General features: G+C 64.5%; 13 protein-coding genes. 7 read left to right on the top strand and 6 right to left on the bottom strand.

Annotation, left to right across the window (positions count from 1 at the left end):
• Positions 1-27 precede the first annotated feature (27 nt).
• On the bottom strand, positions 28-2856 hold the full coding sequence (locus SR3_RS04760; RefSeq protein ID WP_068081496.1) for a bifunctional transaldolase/phosoglucose isomerase: 2829 nt from the start codon (positions 2854-2856) through the stop codon (positions 28-30).
• The gene (gene tkt / locus SR3_RS04755) at positions 2853-4982 is read right to left on the bottom strand and encodes a transketolase (RefSeq protein WP_084454935.1); all 2130 of its coding nucleotides are present in this window, start codon (positions 4980-4982) and stop codon (positions 2853-2855) included. The genes SR3_RS04760 and tkt overlap by 4 nt, the downstream gene beginning before the upstream one ends.
• Before the next feature lie 214 nt (positions 4983-5196).
• Here tkt and SR3_RS04750 point away from each other — a divergent pair, with 214 nt between their 5' ends.
• Together SR3_RS04750 and SR3_RS04745 are read left to right on the top strand one after the other, a co-directional pair.
• Positions 5197-5829 carry a DNA-3-methyladenine glycosylase I gene (locus SR3_RS04750; protein WP_068081790.1) on the top strand — a complete coding sequence of 211 codons (633 nt, stop codon included), beginning with the start codon at positions 5197-5199 and terminating at the stop codon, positions 5827-5829.
• A 140-nt stretch (positions 5830-5969) separates the two neighbouring features.
• Positions 5970-7151 (top strand): acyltransferase family protein, encoded by a 1182-nt coding sequence (locus SR3_RS04745; protein ID WP_245653773.1) that lies wholly within the window; start codon positions 5970-5972, stop codon positions 7149-7151.
• Here SR3_RS04745 and SR3_RS04740 read toward each other — a convergent pair.
• From SR3_RS04740 to amyA, 4 genes are all read right to left on the bottom strand, one after another.
• Entirely contained in the window at positions 7148-8275 is a 1128-nt protein-coding gene (locus SR3_RS04740; RefSeq protein ID WP_068081493.1) for a glycoside hydrolase family 130 protein, read from the bottom strand. The genes SR3_RS04745 and SR3_RS04740 overlap by 4 nt on opposite strands.
• A gap of 5 nt (positions 8276-8280) precedes the next feature.
• Positions 8281-9039 carry an SDR family oxidoreductase gene (locus SR3_RS04735; protein WP_068081490.1) on the bottom strand — a complete coding sequence of 253 codons (759 nt, stop codon included), beginning with the start codon at positions 9037-9039 and terminating at the stop codon, positions 8281-8283.
• Positions 9040-9108: 69 nt separating this feature from the next.
• A complete protein-coding gene (locus SR3_RS04730; RefSeq protein ID WP_068081487.1) occupies positions 9109-10320 on the bottom strand; it encodes a DUF2252 family protein in 1212 nt (403 codons plus the stop codon).
• Between the two features lie 129 nt (positions 10321-10449).
• The gene (amyA, locus tag SR3_RS04725; RefSeq protein ID WP_068081484.1) at positions 10450-11937 is read right to left on the bottom strand and encodes an alpha-amylase; all 1488 of its coding nucleotides are present in this window, start codon (positions 11935-11937) and stop codon (positions 10450-10452) included.
• Between the two features lie 305 nt (positions 11938-12242).
• Here amyA and SR3_RS04720 point away from each other — a divergent pair, with 305 nt between their 5' ends.
• The 5 genes from SR3_RS04720 (at position 12243) to purC (ending at position 17551) form a co-directional block, all read left to right on the top strand.
• Positions 12243-14078 carry a TadE/TadG family type IV pilus assembly protein gene (locus SR3_RS04720; protein ID WP_245653772.1) on the top strand — a complete coding sequence of 612 codons (1836 nt, stop codon included), beginning with the start codon at positions 12243-12245 and terminating at the stop codon, positions 14076-14078.
• Positions 14075-14671 (top strand): TadE/TadG family type IV pilus assembly protein, encoded by a 597-nt coding sequence (locus tag SR3_RS04715; protein ID WP_068081478.1) that lies wholly within the window; start codon positions 14075-14077, stop codon positions 14669-14671. The genes SR3_RS04720 and SR3_RS04715 overlap by 4 nt, the downstream gene beginning before the upstream one ends.
• Complete coding sequence (locus tag SR3_RS04710; protein ID WP_068081476.1) at positions 14668-15369, top strand: TadE/TadG family type IV pilus assembly protein; 702 nt, start codon at positions 14668-14670, stop codon at positions 15367-15369. Before SR3_RS04715 ends, SR3_RS04710 begins: the two co-directional genes overlap by 4 nt.
• Positions 15370-15461: 92 nt before the next feature.
• Positions 15462-16568, top strand: a complete 1107-nt coding sequence (locus SR3_RS04705; RefSeq protein WP_068081473.1) for a PLP-dependent cysteine synthase family protein — start codon at positions 15462-15464, stop codon at positions 16566-16568.
• A 197-nt stretch (positions 16569-16765) separates the two neighbouring features.
• The gene (gene purC / locus SR3_RS04700) at positions 16766-17551 is read left to right on the top strand and encodes a phosphoribosylaminoimidazolesuccinocarboxamide synthase (RefSeq protein WP_068081470.1); all 786 of its coding nucleotides are present in this window, start codon (positions 16766-16768) and stop codon (positions 17549-17551) included.
• Positions 17552-17556 lie beyond the last annotated feature (5 nt).

Here is a 17556-nt window from a genome sequence, read left to right as displayed (position 1 = left end):
CTTTTCTTGGGGGGTATCGTCAAAGGCTTACAGGGCAGCGAGGATCGCCGTCTTGAGCGCGGCGAGTCCGCCACCGCCCTGCTTGAGATGCACCCGTAGCACGCGCCGCCCACGCTCCGCCAGCACCTGCGCATCGCCCTTGGCCTGAGCGATCTGCACCCAGCCGAAGCTGGCGCGATGATCCGGAATGGCCAGATCGGGATCGGGGTCGCGGGTGATGACGAGGAAGACGCCGCTGTTGGGGCCGCCCTTGTAAGCCTGCCCGGTGGAATGCAGGAAACGCGGGCCGAAACCGGCGACGGTCGCCACCTTTTTCGCGTCGCGCAGGGCTGTGCGGATGGATTCGATCAGCAGGCCGTCGGTCTCATTGCGCTCGATATAGGCGAGGAAACCGGCGTAATCGCCCGGCTTGAGGCTGGCGAGATGGGCCTTGAGCAAGGCGGCGGCATCGCCCTTGATGCCATCGCCGAAACCGAAGACCGCGAAATCATCGGTTTCCGCCACCGGCTGTTCCCGTGCCTCGTCGCCATCCTTTTCATAGGCATCGACCAGCTTGCGGGTGGCCACCTTGGCATCCTCCACATCGGGCTGGTCGAAGGGATCGATGCCGATCACCGCGCCGGCAATCGCCGTGGCGACCTCCCAGCGGAAGAACTCCTGACCGATGTTCTCGGCCTCGGCCAAGGTGATCCTCAGCACCGGATGGCCGGAGGCGGCCAGTGCTTCCAAGCGGGCCTCCTGCTCGGCATCGCGCTCGCCTGCCAGAGCGAAATAGGCGAAGAGGCGATCCGCGCCATAGGCTTCCGGCCCGCCCAGGGGCTCCAGATCCACAGGGACGATGCCCTTGCCCTGCTTGCCGGTGCTTTCGGCCAGCAATTGCTCCAGCCAGGATCCGAAGGGTTGCAGCTTGGGAGAGGCAAGGATCGTCAGCTTGTCACGCCCGCTCACCGCCGCCTCGCCGATGATCGCGCCCAGCTTCACGCCGGGATTGGCGGCAGGCGGCACATCGGGTCCGCAGGAGAGCACCATCGGCGCGGTGGCATGATAGAGCACCGGGGCCACCAGGCCGCTGGCCGCGGCAGGCACCATGCCGAAGACCGACAGCACCGAATAACGCCCGCCAATCGCCGGATCGCCAAGGAAGATATGGGCGAAACCATCCGCTTTGGCCCTGGCCTCCAGCTTCGAGCCGGGATCGGTGACGGCGACGAAATGATCGCTCTGCCCGCCGCTCAGCGCGTGGAAATAGGTGCGCAGCAGTTCCGGCTCCATCGTCGAGCCCGATTTGCTGGAGATGATAAACAGCGTGCGCGCCGGATCGATCAGCTTGGCCACGCCCGCAATCTGCCCCGGATCGGTGGTGTCCAGCACATGCAGGCGCGGGCTGCCCTCGCCATGGCCGAGGATGAGCGAAAGCACCTCTGGCCCAAGGCTCGATCCGCCCATGCCGAGCAACACGGCATCGGCATATTGGTGGGCATCCTGACGCAGCGCTTCCAGCGCCTCGGCATCGACCTGCTTGCCTTCCGCCGCCGCCAGCCAGCCGAGCCATTTGCCCTCATCCTTGCCGGTCCACAGCGAGGCATCGCCCTGCCACAGGCGGCGGGACCAGCCTTCGCTAGCGGCTGACTTCAGTCGCGCCTCGACCGCGCCCTGCAGATCATGCGGCAGCGTGGCCTCGAAGGTGTTGATGGCATCGCCCGCGAATTGCGCACGCTTGGCCGCCACCGCGCCGAGCAGGGCATCGGCGGCATCGGCGAATTGCTTCACACCATCCTCGACCAGAGCCGAGGTGACGGCGGGCAGATCCAGCCCCAGACGGTCGGCCTCTTCCAGCACATGGCGGGCGGCGTCCACATCCTGCGTCAGGGTCTGGGCCACGGCGCCATGGTCGCGGAAGGCGTCCATCGTCTTGGGCGGCATGGTGTTGACGGTGTCCGGCCCGATCAGCGTATCGACATAGAGCGTATCGGGATAGGCGGGGTCTTTCACGCCGGTCGAGGCCCAGAGCAGGCGCTGGGGCCGCGCGCCCCTGGCGGCCAGCGCCTGCCAGCGATCGCTGGCGATCAGCGCCTGATACCAGGCATAGGCCAGCTTCGCATTGGCGATGGCCACCTTGCCGCGCAGGGCTTTCAGGGCCTCGCTCTCCTTGTCGCCATCCTTCACGCGGGCATCGATTTTCTTGTCGATCTGCGTGTCGATGCGGCTGACGAAGAAGCTGGCCACGCTGGCGATATGGTCGATGGGCTCGCCCTTGGCGACGCGCGCCTCCAGCCCGTCCAGATAGGCATGGGCTACGGCTTGATAGGCCTCGATGGAGAACAGCAGCGTGACGTTGATGTTCAGCCCATCGGCGATCAGCTGGCGGATCGCGGGCACGCCCGCCTGCGTTCCCGGTACCTTGACCATCAGATTGGGTGCATCGACCTGCTGCCACAGCTCCCGCGCCTCGGTGATGGTGGCGGCAGTGTCATTGGCGAGATAGGGCGAGACCTCAAGGCTGACATAGCCGTCCTGCCCTTGCAGGTGGTCATAGACCGGGCGCAGATCGGCGGCCGCCGTCTTGATGTCGGCGATGGCCTGCTTTTCATAAAGCTTCTGAACAGAAACATCGCCTTGGGTCAGCGCCTGTTTGAAGCCTTCGTCATAGGCATCGCCATGGCCCATCGCCTTTTCGAAAATCGAGGGGTTGGAGGTAACCCCCGTGGCATCATCCTCCGCGATCAGCTTTTTGAGGCCGCCCTGCGCCAGAAAGCCGCGATCCACGAAATCCAGCCACACGGCCTGCCCGGCCTCATGCAGCTGCTTCAGCAGGCTGGTCTTGGTGCGCACCACCACGCCGCTCTGGCTGTTCATCGGGCATTCTCCATCACGTCGCGAGCGACTTTGCAAACATTGTCGAGGGTGAAGCCGAACTTCTCCTGAAGCTTGGCCAGAGGGGCCGAGGCGCCGAAGGTCGACATGGTGATGGTGGCGCCATCCTGCCCGACATAACGGTCCCAGCCGAGCGCGCCGCCCTGTTCCACGGCGAGGCGGGCGCGAATATGGGGCGGGAACACGCTGTCGCGATAGGCCCGATCCTGCTTTTCAAAGAGATACCAGCTGGGCAGCGAGACGACGCGCGATTGCACACCCTCGCCCTTCAGCTTCTCATGCGCGGCCACCACCAGAGGCAGTTCCGAACCGGTGCCGATCAGGATGATCTCGGGCTCGCCATCGCTGTCGGCCAGAACATAGCCGCCCTTTTCGAGGCCATCGGCGGAACCGTATGTGCCGCGATCCAGCGTGGGGATCGCCTGTCGCGAGAAGATGAGCGCTGTCGGCTCATGGGTGTGGGTCAGCGCCACCTTCCAGGCCACCGCCGCCTCATTGGCGTCACCGGGGCGGATCGTATCGAGCCCCGGAATGGCGCGCAGGGCGGCCAGATGCTCGATGGGCTGGTGAGTGGGGCCATCCTCGCCCACGCCGATGGAGTCGTGCGTGAAGACGAAGATCACCGGCAGTTCCATGATCGCCGCCAGACGGATCGGCGGGCGCATATAGTCGGAAAAGACCATGAAGGTGCCGGTGTAGGGCCGCAGATAGCTGAGTGCCATGCCATTGGCGATGCTGCCCATGGCATGCTCACGAATGCCGAAATGCATGTTGCGGCCGCCGGGGGTCTGCGCCTCGAGCGAGGGAGCGCCCTTCACATCGGTCTTGGTCGAGGGCGAGAGGTCCGCCGCGCCGCCCACCAGCCATGGGGCCTTGTCGGCGATGGCATTGATGACCTTGCCGCTGGCCTCGCGGCTGGCGATGCCCTTGGCGTCGGGCTCAAAGGTCGGCAGGGCTTCCTGCCAGCCATCGGGGAGCTTGCCCTGGCGCAGAGCCTCGACCGCTGAGGCCAGATCGGGATGGGCTTCACGGTAGCGTTCAAAGGTGGCTTCCCACGCTTCGCGCAAAGGCTGGCCGCGCCCGGCAACGGCTTGGGAAAATTCGGCCTTTGCCTCTTCCGGCACGAGGAACTGCGCATCCTCGGGCCAGCCGTAGCTTTTCTTGGCGCCGCGGATTTCTTCCTCGCCGGGGGCATCGCTATGCGCCTTATGGGTGCCCGCGCGGGTGGGGAAGCCGATGCCGATCACCGATTTCACCACGATCAGCGTGGGCTTGTCCTGCGTCGCCTTGAAGACATCCAGCGCCTTGGCGAAGGCCTCGACATCCTCGGCATCCTCGACCGCCACCGTCTGCCAGCCATAGGCCTCGAAGCGCTTGGCCACATCCTCGTCGAAGGCCAGATCGGTCTCGCCCTCGATGGTGATATGGTTGCTGTCATAGATCCAGCAGAGGTTGGGCAGCTTCAGATGCCCGGCGATGGAGGCTGCCTCGCTGGCCACGCCCTCCATCAAATCACCGTCCGAGCACAGCACATAGACATCGTGATCGAAGAGATCGAAGCCATCGCGGTTGAACGTGGCGCCCAGCCAGCGCGCGGCAATCGCCATGCCCACCGAATTGCCGCAGCCCTGCCCCAACGGCCCGGTGGTGGTCTCCACTCCGGTGGTCATGCGATATTCGGGATGGCCGGGCGTCTTGGAATCGAGCTGCCGGAACTGCTTGATGTCATCAAGGCTGACAGCGGGCGCGCCGGTCTTCTTTCCGTCGGCGTCGATCTCCTCCACGCCCGCCAGATGCAGCAGCGCATAGAGCAGCATCGAGGCATGGCCGCAGGAGAGCACAAAGCGGTCCCGGTTCGGCCAGTCCGGCGTGGCGGGATCATAGCGCAGATACCGGCTCCACAGCGTATGGGCGACGGGCGCCAGCGCCATGGGCGTTCCGGGGTGGCCTGAATTGGCCTTTTGCACCGCATCCATCGCCAGCGTGCGGATCGTATCGATGGCCAGTTTGACGGTGGGGCGCTGGAGCGAACCGTCTTCCCTTGCATGGGGCGGCTGGGGGGTCAGCGTGGCAGATGCAAAGCTGTTGGGGGCGAGCGTATCGGTCATGCGAAGTGCATCCTTCCTAAGCTTGCTTCCGAAACGAAGGGATCGCCGCTTGGGTCCGGGTCGTAAGGCTAAAGTCCTGTGCCATCGGCCCTTCCTTGCGGATTTTGCGGTAAGATGAGCGGCGGACTGATGCTCTCGCGATTTTGCCTCTTCCCTCGCGGCAGGAAGATGCTAGACGCGAGTACATATCATGAACAATCAGGATGTTTTTCCGATGGTGGAGGCCCTTCAACGCTGCAAATGGGCCGAGGGCGATCCGCTGATGGAGGCCTATCACGACGAGGAATGGGGCGTGCCCATGCACGACCCGCGCGACCTGTGGGAGATGCTGCTTCTGGAAGGCTTTCAGGCAGGCCTGTCATGGCGCACCATCCTGCACCGGCGCGAAGGATTCCGTCGAGCCTTCGCGGGCTTCGATCCGCACCGCGTGGCGGCTTTCGGCCCCGAGGATGTCGAGCGCCTGATGCTGGACGAAAGCATCATCCGCGCCCGCGCCAAGATCGAGGCCACCATCAGCAACGCCCGCGCCTATCTGGCGATCCAAGAGGCTGGGCAGGAAACCGGCGAGGATTTCGCGGCATGGATCTGGAATGTCGTGGACGGCAAGCCTCAGCTGGGTGACGGGCAGACGGTGCTGGCCAGCACGCCTGCCTCGCTGGCGTTGTCGAAAGCCTTGAAGGCGAAGGGTTTCAAATTCGTCGGCGCGGTGACCGTCCATGCTTTTATGCAAGCGGCAGGCCTGGTGAACGACCATGCGCTGACCTGCCCCTGCCGCGCCGCGCCGGGAAAGGGCATGGCTCGGGGCATGGGGCCAGACGCCGCCTGCCCCGACTCAGCCTCGGCTTGACGCAGAACGCCGGGCACGCAACCTTTCCTCGCTTGGCAGCTTTGTAATTCTGCCTATCAACACGGCGGGATGAGTGAAAGCGCATGGAGCTGTCCGAACAAGACAGAGCATGGTCATGGCGCGGCAACAGGCGGAACACGGTGAATTCAGCGACAAAGATTGATACGCGCAACGTTTCCGTCCCCCCTTCCGCCCCATCCGACCAGCAGGCCCCGTCCGACGGGACGGCCCCGCTCGACGAAAAGACGCGCCTGTCGCGGGCGATCGGCATCGCGCGGGTGATCTGCATCATGGGCATCGTCTATGTGCACGCCTGGACAGGGCGAAACGGGCAGGATCTGCAGCTGTTCAACGACACTTCGCAAGGGCTGATGCGCTGGGCGCTGATCGATCTGATGGCGCGTAGTTCGGTGCCGTTGCTCTCAATGATCTCGGGTTGGCTGGTGGGGCCGTCTTTCGCCAAACGCGGCTGGCGGATCTTTCTGCAAGGCAAGCTGCGCACCGTGGCGCTGCCGATGGTGCTGTGGAACGCGCTGGCCATTCTGCTGGTCTCGGGCGCGGCCTATCTCGGGCTGATCTATGCCCCGCGCCCCACGACGGTGTGGTGGACCATCGACGAGCTGTTCTGCCTCATCACCCCCAACGATATCAATGTGCAGATCCCCTTCCTGCGCGACCTGTTCGTCTGCATGCTGGCCGTGCCGCTGCTGGTGCGCCTGCCCAGCAAGGTGCTGATCGGCGTGGCGCTGGCTGCCATGGCATGGTCGCTGATGCCGGTGAACCCGGCTCCGGTGGTGCTCCAGCGTCCCTCTATCCTGCTGTTCTTTATCGCCGGTCTGCTGGCGCGGCGGCACACCCTGGCGGCGTGGATGGCCTCACGCCCGCTGCTGCTGGTGGGGATGCCCTATCTCGCCATCGGCGCGACGAAGGTGTGGCTCGAGGTGGTGGGCATCGATCGCGGCTACAACAATCCGCTGATGCTGGCCGGGATCGATCTGGCGATGCGCTGCGCCACGGCGATCTTCTTCTGGTCCATCGCCTGGCGACTGGCCGCCAGCCGGGTCGCCGCGCCGCTGCTGAAGATAGAGCCCTACATGTTCTTGATGTTCTGCGCGCATCTGATCATGATCTGGCTCTTCGGCCCGCTGATCGGCGACCATATATTCGGCCCCATCGGATCACCGGCCTATCCGCTGTTCCTGCTGGGCCAGCCCTTCATGGTGCTGGGCGCAAGCGTGGCGCTGGGCAATCTGATGATGCGCGTCACCCCCAGGGCCACGAAATTGCTGAGCGGCGGACGCCTCCACGCGTCCCGGCTTTAAGGCTTCAGCCCGAAAGCCGCACGCGGGATATGGGTGATCCGGCACGCCAGATCGCCCTCGCCCGAGGCGACGATAAAGCCGTCATCCCCTGCGACAATGCCCGTGGTGAAGACCACGTCGCGAAGATAGATCTGATGCTCGATGGGGCGCAAAAGGTCGGGATCGGCCTCCAGCAGAGGCCCTTCGCCGCTGCGCAGCACCACCGTGGGATCGTCCCTGTCCAGCAGCGACCAATAGGTGCGGTAAATGCCCACGATCTCCTTGGGCTCGACGCCGTGCCACAAGGTCAGCCAGCCCTCATCGGTCAGGATCGGCGGCGCACCGCCGCCCATGCGCGCCGTGGCCACCGTGCCCGCATGGGGGCGAATGCCGGGCTTCGCATGCGGCTTCCAGTGCAGCGCATCGGGCGATGTCGCCAGATTGATCGACGGGCCCGCGCGCCATGCGCTGCCCGGCGGATAGGCGAAATAGAGATCGCCCAGGGGCCGCGTCTGCGCCCAGTACTGCCCGCCGATCAGCCCTTCGAAGATCAGCATATCCTTGTTCTGATGGTCCAGCACGATATCGGCAAAGACCCAGGCCAGCCCATCGTCCGAGGTGTAGAGCGTGGTCGAATGCCGCTCCGGGCTGACCGAGCAGGTGGTCATCAGCCAGCGTTCCCCCACCTTGCTGATCCGCGCATCCTCCACGCCATAGCATTGCAGGCTGTTTTGCGGAGCAATGGCCTTGTCATAATGGATGGCGACACGCCGCGTGCCATCGGGGCTCAATTCCACCGGCAGCAGCCACGACAGCGAGGTCAGCGCCATGATCTTCCAGCCGCCGCCCAGCAGCATGAACTTGCGCGGATCGGCGGTGTCGGCATGCTCCAGAGGCCAGGCGTCCAGCACATAATGCCCATCCTCCCAACGGATGGCGTGGACATGGCCGTCATGGATGGGTTCGCGCAGCGCCTCGGCCACCCGCACCATCATCAGCAGATTGCCACCCGGCAGCCGGGTCAGTCCGGGATTGAAGGCGCCCAGCACATAGGTTTCCACCCCCAGTTGCCCGGCCAGCGGCGAGCGTGACAGGTCGATGTCGTCAGGCGCCAGCAGCAGTTGATCGAAGGGATGCGTCTCCATGGCGCCTACTCCTGTTCCTGCCCGCGCGGGGTGATGGTCAGCTGCTGAACGACAGCCCGGCGCGGCTGGGTCAGCAGATAATGCAAGGCGACGGCGATATCCTCGGCGCGGAGCATGGTTTCGTCATGGATCATCGCGCGCTGTTGTTCGGCGCTTATGTCGGGATACTGGAAATCCGCGCCGGTCTTGCCGGGCTCCACCAGCGAGACCTTGATACCCCTGGGGCCAAGTTCACGGCGCAGCGCCTCGGCAAAGCCTGCGATGCCCGCCTTGATCCCGGCATAGACTGTCGAGCCGCCCCCCAGTACATGGGCCGACATCGAGCCGATCAGCACGATATCGCCGGAATCGCCCAACATCCCGACAGCGGCATGGGCGCTCAGCAGATAGGCCGTGAAATCTACAGCGACGGCATAACGCAGCTCCTGCGCCGACATGGCCGACAAGCCCTGCGCGGGCACGGCGGCATTGACGATCACGATATCGGGCGCGCCCAGTGCGCGTGCGGCGGCGGTGAAGAAGCGCTCCACCCCATCCTCATCGGCCAGATCGAGCGCGATGCCATCGCCCTGCCCCACCGCGCGGATACGGGCCAGAGCATCGGCCAGATGGTCGGGATCGCGCCCGCAGACAAAGACCTGCACGCCCTCACTGGCCAGCAGCACGGCTATGGCGCGGCCAATGCCGGTGGTGCCGCCGGTGATGATGGCCTTTCGCCCTTTCAGGCCGGGTCGGTCGGTATGGGCATCGCTGGCATCACTCATGCAGGCCTCCATCAGGTCTCCGCGTGAGGGAACAGGCCGTCTCCACCAGAGTTCCGCAACGCGCCGCGTCTAGGCGCCCGGCGCCGATAACGCATAGGCCCGGCAATGCTCCAGATAAGCCGCCTCATGAATGCCGGTGAGGTCGACCACGCTTTCCCACAACCAGCCGGGGGCATCCAGCGTGGCGCTTTGCCGCCGCCTCACGGCATCCTGCCACCAGCGGCGCGCGTCCCGGTCCATCTGCCGCGCATGGGCCAGACCCACCACATAGGCGAGATAACGCGCGGCCTTGGTCGCTTCTCCGCGCGAGAATTGCTCCACCTCCAGCTTCAGATCCTGAGGCAGCAATTCGCGCATCATCACGCAGCGGCCCAGCACATGGGTGGCCAGCATCCGCTCGCCCAGATTGGGCGCCAGAGCCATGGCGCCCGCCACCACCCTTTGCGCATGATCCTGCGGCATGGCGGCGGGATCGCTGGAAGGCGCCACCGCCGTCACCGCCTCTTTCAGATCGATCAGCGCATAATCGGCGGGCTGCCTGCGCGTGCCGCCGATGCCCAGCAGCGCGGCATAGCGCAGATGCCCCAGCGAACTGCAGCCCTTCTTCCAGAAGGCCGCATCCAGCAGCCTGACCCGGTCGCCTTCATCGCGCCCCTTGAGCGCCAGCACCATGGCAATCACGGCGGGTTCTTTGAACAGGGCTTTGAGCGCCTTGTCCTCCGCAGGTTCCAGAGGCCAAAACTTCTTGCCGCGCGGCAATTGCAGGTGGCCATCATCCACCCTGCCGAGCAGATGGCGCCAGCGCCGCCCCAGCGCCTGCCGCTTGACGGCCTTCACCACATTGGGCTCGGGCGTTTCGCCCTCCTCGCCCTGAGCCATGGCGCGGGCATAGCCATCGACCATCTCTTCGATCATCCGCGCGGTGGTCACCCCCGGCAAGTCCGACCCCCGCGCCGCCGAGGCCAGAGACAGGCCCAGCCGGATGAGATCATGCGCGGGATTGCCGATCACGCTCTGATCGAGATCGCGGATCTGGATGTCGATCTGGCCATCGGCGGCGGCGATCGGGCCAAGGTTGCCGAGATGGCAATCGCCGCAGATCCAGCTTGCCGGGCCATCCGGCAAATGCTGTGCCGAGCGCGATTGCGCCAGCCATTCATAGAATTTCGCGGTGTTGCCCCGCACATAAGCGTGGGTGGATCGCGCCATCTTGAGCGCGCGGCTGCGGGTCAGCCTGAGTGTCCTTTCGCTGTTGTCGAAACCACCGCCGTTGTGCTCCATGGCCACTCCCTTGTGCAAATGTCACAAGGAAATGCGCGAGGGGCGGAAAAAGAGCGACGGCAGAAATAAAAAAGACATAATTATTGCACCGAGCCGGACACGCCCCGCGCACCCGGCTCTGCAATGCCATCAAAGCGCGTCGCTACGCACCCATACGCTGACGCTGCCGCCATTCACCCGCAGGTTGACGCGGCCTTCCTCATCGGCGTGGATTTCCTCCTGACAATGGCCGAGAAAATCGCGGAAGCCCGCGCCCGCATGATCCGGGCCGAGTTCCACGACCTTGCCCGCCTCATCGCCATTGGAGATCAGCACCACGCAGCCCGGCTCATCCGCCGTGCCATGGCGGACAAAGGCGATGCTGCTGGCCTCATCGAAGATGTCGGTCTGCTCGCCATGGGCGAAGCGCTGGCGGGCCTCGATCAGCCTCGGCAGGCAGGGCACGGGTTCGATGGTGATCTGATATTCGCCGCCATCGCCGCCCGCGTCGCTGTATTGCGCGCCATAAAGGTCGGGGTAGAAGACGCAGGGCACGCCGCCCGCGCGCAGCAGCACCAGCGCATAGGCCAAAGGCTGGAACCAGCTTTCCACCGGAGCCTCCAGCGCCTGCAGCGGCTGCGTGTCGTGATTGCCCACCACGGTGACGGCATGATCGGGCTCTTCGGCGACCAGCGTGCCATCGAAGATGGTGCGCAGATCGTAATCGGCGCCGGCGCGCGAGGCTTCATGGAAATGGTGAAGCAGCGCCACGTCAAACAGCATCAGCTGCTTGTCGACCAGATCGAGATACTGGCGCAGCGCCTCCATATCGGGCTTCCAGTACTCAGCGACGACGAAAAGCTCGCTGTCCACCGTGTCGCGCATATGGCCGACCCAGTCGCGGAAGAACCATGCCGGGATATGCTTGGCGGCATCGAGGCGGAAACCCTGCACCGGCAGCTGATCGGCCAGCCAGCGGCCCCAGTACTTCAATTCCTCGTAAACCGCGCGGTTGCGGAACTCGACATCGGCGCCCATCAGATAGTCGAAATTGCCGAGCTCGTCGTCGACCTCCTCGTTCCATTCGCCATCGCCATATTCATTGACCAGCCGGAACACGCCCTGCTCATCGGGGTTCTCGACGCAGTCCACCCCGGCAAAGCATTTCACATCCCAGACGAATTGCGAATGCTGCCCCGCGCGGCCCGGGAAGGTGAATTTGGTGTAGGCATCGGCCTCGAAGGCCTCGTCCTCGATCTGGGTGCGGTCCTCGGGATTGACGCGGTGGACGTGCACGCGCTCCTTCTCATCCGCGCCCATCTTGTGGTTGAAGACCACGTCATGGATCACCCGCAGACCGGCTTCGCTCAACGCCCTGGTCGCCGCTTCCAGCCCGGCGCGGCCGCCATATTTGGTGGCCACGGCGCCCTTCTGGTCAAACTCGCCCAGATCGAAGAGGTCATAGGTGTCGTACCCCACCGAGGCCCCGCCCGAGGCCCCCTTATAGGCCGGGGGCAGCCAGACATCGGTGACACCCATCTCGGCCAGCCCCTGCGCCTTTTGCGCCACCTCGGCCCAGAGCTTGCCGCCCTCGGGATAGTACCAATGGAAGAACTGAAGCAGAGTGCGTGCCGCCATGATCGATCCTGCCTAAATGAGCTAACGCAGCATAAAACAGCGGAAATCCGGAATGTTCCTTAGTGGCTCCCTCCAAAGCGGAGAGGATGGACAAAAGGCCTGAAACAAGCCTCCATTCACCATGATACCTTACCCTGCCCACCCGCTCCCTCCCCCCTGACGCGGGCAAAACGGTGCCATGCTACCGCTCATCTCCGTCAACTTCCGGATGGGACCGCTCATCAAGGTTAGCGGCGCGCTGCAAACGTTAAGCACATATGCGGAAGGTGCCACTGGCATGCTCTCAACAGGGGCCATGCCATGCCATGCTCGCGCCACCCATGGAGGATGGCAAACAGAGCGAGGCGATCTTTATCGTGGCGGCCACCCCCTCCCGCCCTCCTTCCCGCAAGGCCCTCCCCCTGCTGATACGGCTGCGGAAGGACAAGGCAGGGAATGTGATGCTGATGATGGCCGGCATGATCTTCGTGCTGGCGGCCTTCTGCGGCTGTGCCATCGATGCGGCGCGCTTCTATGTGGTCAACTCCCGCCTGCAGCAGGCCTGCGACGCGGGCGCGCTGGCCGGGCGCCGCGCCATGACCGACATGTCGCCCAAAACCGCGCTCGACAGCGTCGCCTCCGGTCAGGCCAGCGCCTTTTTCAAGAACAATCTGCAAGATGGCTGGTTCGGCGTCACCGGTTCCGGCATCACCCCCTCCAAGACGGCGGATGTGCAGTTGACGGCCACGGCCACCGCCACGGTGCCCACGGTCTTCATGAAGATGCTGGGCTTCGGCGCCATCACGCTGACGGCCAATTGCACCGCCCGGCTCGACGTGCCCGACACCGATGTGATGTTCGTGCTGGACACCACCGGGTCGATGGCCTGTCTGCCCGGCGACAGCGACACCACCTGCAACAATTACGTCGGCGCCGCAGGCACCACCACCTACAGCCGCCCGCTCGATGGCACCGCCAGCGGCAACACCAGCGTCGCGGGCTATCCGCTCTCCACCGCCTATTACGTGCCGGAGAAAAGCGGATCGCGCATTTCCGCGTTGCGCACGGCGGTGATCAACTTCGCCACCACACTCAACAATGCCGCGACAAACACCGGCAGCCATATCCGCTATGGTTTCGTCACCTACAGCTCCACGGTCAATGCCGGGCGCGCGGTGATGGATATCTCGCCCAAATATCTGGTGGGCGGCGTGGGCAGCAGCAACACCAGCTGGACCTACAATGCCCGCACCATCACGCTCAACCTGCTGGGCATTCCCATTCTCTACAGCTATCAGCCGGTCTCGGAAAATCTAAGCGTCTACAGCACCGGCCTGCCCACGCTGGACCCCACCAAGATCGGCGTGACCAGCGCCTGGGCTGGATGCCTCGAAGAGCGCTACACCACGCCGGGCGTCTCCAGCTTCAACATCAACAGCCTGCCCTATGACCTCGACCCCGATCTGGTGCCCACCAGCGACATCAAAACGCAGTGGAAGCCGATGTGGCCCGAGGTCTTCTACGCCCGCAACAATTTCACCAGCACCGCCAACACCACCTCGCTGCTGGATCTGCTGGGCAGCGGCCCCAACCCCAACATCGGCACGGCCAGCTACATGCAGCAGGGCTATGTCACCTGCGGCAAGCCGGTGGCGCGCCTCCAGACGATGACGACCGATCAGGTGACGGCCTATGTCAATGCGGCGGACTTCCGCCCCATCGGCGGCACCTATCACGATACCGGCATGATCTGGGGCACGCGGCTGATTTCGCCCACCGGCATCTTCGCCAACGACACCGCCGCCTGGACGGGCCGCACCCAGCCCAACCGGGTGGTCGTGTTCCTGACCGACGGGCAGATGGCCCCCAACACGCAGATCTATGGCATGTATGGCAATGAATATTACGACCGGCGCGTCTCGGGCGGCGATTTCAACAATCTGACCAATTACCACATCGCCCGCTTCCTGGCCGAGTGTTCCGCCGCCAAGGCGCGCAACATCAACATCTGGACGGTCTCGATCGCCACCACGCCGCCCACCCCGCTGGTCAGCTGCGCCAGCTCGACCGGTCAGGCGCTGGCCACCACCAGCGGCACCGGGCTGAACGATGCCTTCGCCACCATCGCCAAGCAGGTGGCCGCGCTGAGGATTTCGCAGTGAAAGGCCGGGTGATCCTGCGCCGTTTCTGGCGCGCCAGCGGCGGCGCGGCGGCCATCGAATTCGCCATGACCGCGCCCATCGCCCTGCTGCTGATCATGGGGCTCTGCGATTTTGCCTATCAGCTCTATATGCAGGCCCTGCTGAGCGGCGCGGTGCAAAAGGCCGCGCGCGATGCCACGATCCAGAACTCCACCTCCGCAACGCTTGACGCGCAGGTGCTGACCATCGTGCAGGGCGGCAACCGCAATGCGGCCTGGGTCACCGGCTATCCCTCGCGCATGAGCTATGCGCAATATGGCTACATCTCGCCCGAGCCCTTCACCGACAGCAACGGCAATGGCGTGCGCGATCCAGGCGAATGCTTCACCGATGTCAACGGCAACAGCACATGGGACGCCAACCCCGGGATCAGCGGCAATGGCGGCGCGGGCGACACGGTGGTCTACACCGCCACCATGACCTATCCACGCCTGTTTCCCACCGCAGGCTGGATGAAATGGACAAAGATGGTGACGATCACGGCCACCACCATTCTGAAAAACCAGCCCTACGCCGCCCAGACCGTGCCCACGCCCACCACGATCTGCACATGAGGGGCGCTCTGTTCAAAAGGCTGCTGCGTGACGAGGCGGCGGCCTCGGTGATCGAATTCGCCCTGATGCTGCCGCTGTTGATGTATCTGGGCGGCGGGGGCATCGAATATGCCAATTACGGCCTTGCCCAGCTGCGTGTCAGCCAGACCGCCATGACGCTGGCCGACAATGCCAGCCGCGTGGGCCTCTCCAGCACGCTGGCCACCACCCAGATCCGCGAGACCGACATCAACGATATTTTCGCGGGCGTGCGGCTGCAGAGCAACGGGCTCAAACTGACCACCTATGGCCGCATCACCCTTTCCAGCCTGGAGTATACGCTCCAGTCCTATGATGTGGTGCCGGTGCAGCGCATCCACTGGCAGCGCTGCCTGGGCAAGCGCAGCGGCGCCAATTACGACAGCTCCTATGGCACCACCTCGGTCACGGCGGGCACCTCGGTCTCGCTGGCCAATGCGGGCACGGTCTCGACCGGGATGGGCGACGCCACACCGCCGGTGACCGCGCCGCTGGGCTATGGCGTGATGTTCGTGGAGATCAATTACGATTATCAGCCGCTGTTCGGCACGCTCTACGCGCCGCCGATGCGCATTCACTACATCGCGTCCTACATCGTGCGCGACACGCGCGATTACTCGATGATCTACAACCCTTCGCCCAGCGTGACGCCATCGACCTGCAACCTCTACACGACTTGAGAGCATCCGGCTGCGCCGGATCTTGCGGCGCCCGATCATGCAATCGGTGATCTGCTCCTTGACTTTACCCGGCCCACAGGGAAGTGAACGGCATGACGCAAGCAGCCCTGAGCGAGAGGCGCGCCTGGAACGCCCAGGCCATCCGCCGCATCGAAGCCGACATCACCCGCACCAGCGACACGCATCTGATCAATCATGCGATCGAGGGGACCAGCCACTTGCCGGGCGGCGGAATCACCCTGTACTTCAAGGACGAGAGCAGCCACCCGACAGGCAGCCTGAAGCACCGCCTCGCCCGCTCGCTGTTCCTCTATGCCCTGTGCAACGACTGGATCGGGCCCGACACCACCGTGATCGAGGCATCCTCGGGCTCGACCGCCGTGTCTGAAGCCTATTTCGCCCGGCTGCTGGGGCTGCGCTTTATCGCCGTGGTGCCGCGCACGGTGGCCGCCGCCAAGATCGCGCTGATCCGCTTCCATGGAGGCGCGATCCATTATGTGGACAGCCCCGGCGCGGTCTACGAGGCCAGCGCGCGCCTCGCCGAGGAAACCGGCGGCCATTACATGGACCAGTTCACCTATGCCGAGCGGGCGACCGACTGGCGCGGCAACAACAACATCGCCGAATCGATCTTCCAGCAGATGGCGCGCGAAGAGCATCCCATCCCCGCATGGGTTGTGTGCGGCGCGGGCACGGGCGGCACATCGGCCACCATCGGGCGCTATCTGCGCTATCGCCGGGTCGATACGCAGCTGTGCGTCGCCGATCCCGAAACCTCGATCTTCCACCGCCACTATGCGGATCGTTCGATCACCTCGCTGGGCGCCTGCAAATCCAGCATCATCGAAGGGATCGGGCGCCCGCGCCACGAACCCTCTTTCATCCCCGACGTGATCGACCGGATGGACGCCATTTCCGATGCGCGCTCCATCGCGGCGATGCGGGTGATTTCGGAACGGCTCGGGCGGCCTGTCGGCGGCTCGACGGGCACCAACATCTGGGCCTGCGCGCGGTTGATCTCGGACATGGCGGCGCGGGGGGAAAGCGGCTCGGTGGTCACCATCCTGTGCGACGGCGGCGAACGCTACACCGACACCTGCTTCTGCGACGACTGGCTGGCCGAGCGGGGCATCGACTGGCAGCCCCATGCCAAAGCGCTGGAAAGCTTCTTCGCCACCGGCGTTCTCAAGGAAAATTGAGCGCCATTCGCCCCCTTGACACAGGAACCTCTGTGTGTGGTTGAACACGCACACACCTTGGCCTATATGGCCCCTACGCCCCGGCTGCGCGGTGCTGTCGCAACTGCGCAGCAGCCTCGCGCGCCGGGGCTCGCCTTTTGGGGCCGGATGCTCCGTCCGACCCGTTCGATGCCGTTGAATTGATAAAGGATTTGCCCATGTCCCGTCGCCGCCAGATCTACGAAGGCAAGGCCAAGATCCTTTATGAGGGCCCCGAGCCGGGCACGATCATCCAGTATTTCAAGGATGACGCCACCGCCTTCAACGCACAGAAGAAGGGCACCATCAATGGCAAGGGCGTGATCAACAACCGCATCAGCGAGTATGTGTTCACGCGCCTCAACCACATCGGCATCCCCACCCATTTCATCAAGCGCCTCAACATGCGCGAGCAGCTGGTGCGCCAGGTCGAGATCATCCCCATCGAGGTGGTGGTCCGCAATGTGGCGGCCGGCTCGATCAGCAAGCGCCTGGGCATCCCCGAGGGTGAGCCCCTGCCTCACACGCTGATCGAATATTATTACAAGGACGATGCCCTCAACGATCCGATGATCGCCGAAGAGCATATCGCCGCCTTCGGCTGGGCCAGCAACGAGGAGATGCATGACATCTCGTCGATGGCCATCCGCGTGAACGATTTCATGTCGGGCATGTTCGCCGCGATCAACATCCGCCTGATCGACTTCAAGCTGGAGTTCGGCCGCATCTGGGATGGCGATTACAGCCGCGTGATCCTGGCCGACGAGATCAGCCCCGACGGCTGCCGCCTGTGGGACATGACCACCGGCGAGAAGCTCGACAAGGACCGCTTCCGCCGCGATCTGGGCGGCGAGGAAGAGGCCTATCAGGAAGTGGCCCGCCGCCTCGGCCTGCTTGAGAACGAGAACAACGGCCCGTCCGAAGTCTTCGACCTCTCGGTTCACCGCAAGCTGCGCGGCAAGTAAGCTGA

It is taken from the genome of Novosphingobium rosa NBRC 15208, from assembly GCF_001598555.1.
In the GTDB taxonomy this organism is placed as follows: domain Bacteria; phylum Pseudomonadota; class Alphaproteobacteria; order Sphingomonadales; family Sphingomonadaceae; genus Novosphingobium; species Novosphingobium rosa.
The sequence above is the reverse complement of the archived record's forward strand: the minus strand, read 5'-3'. Positions and strand labels throughout refer to the sequence as shown.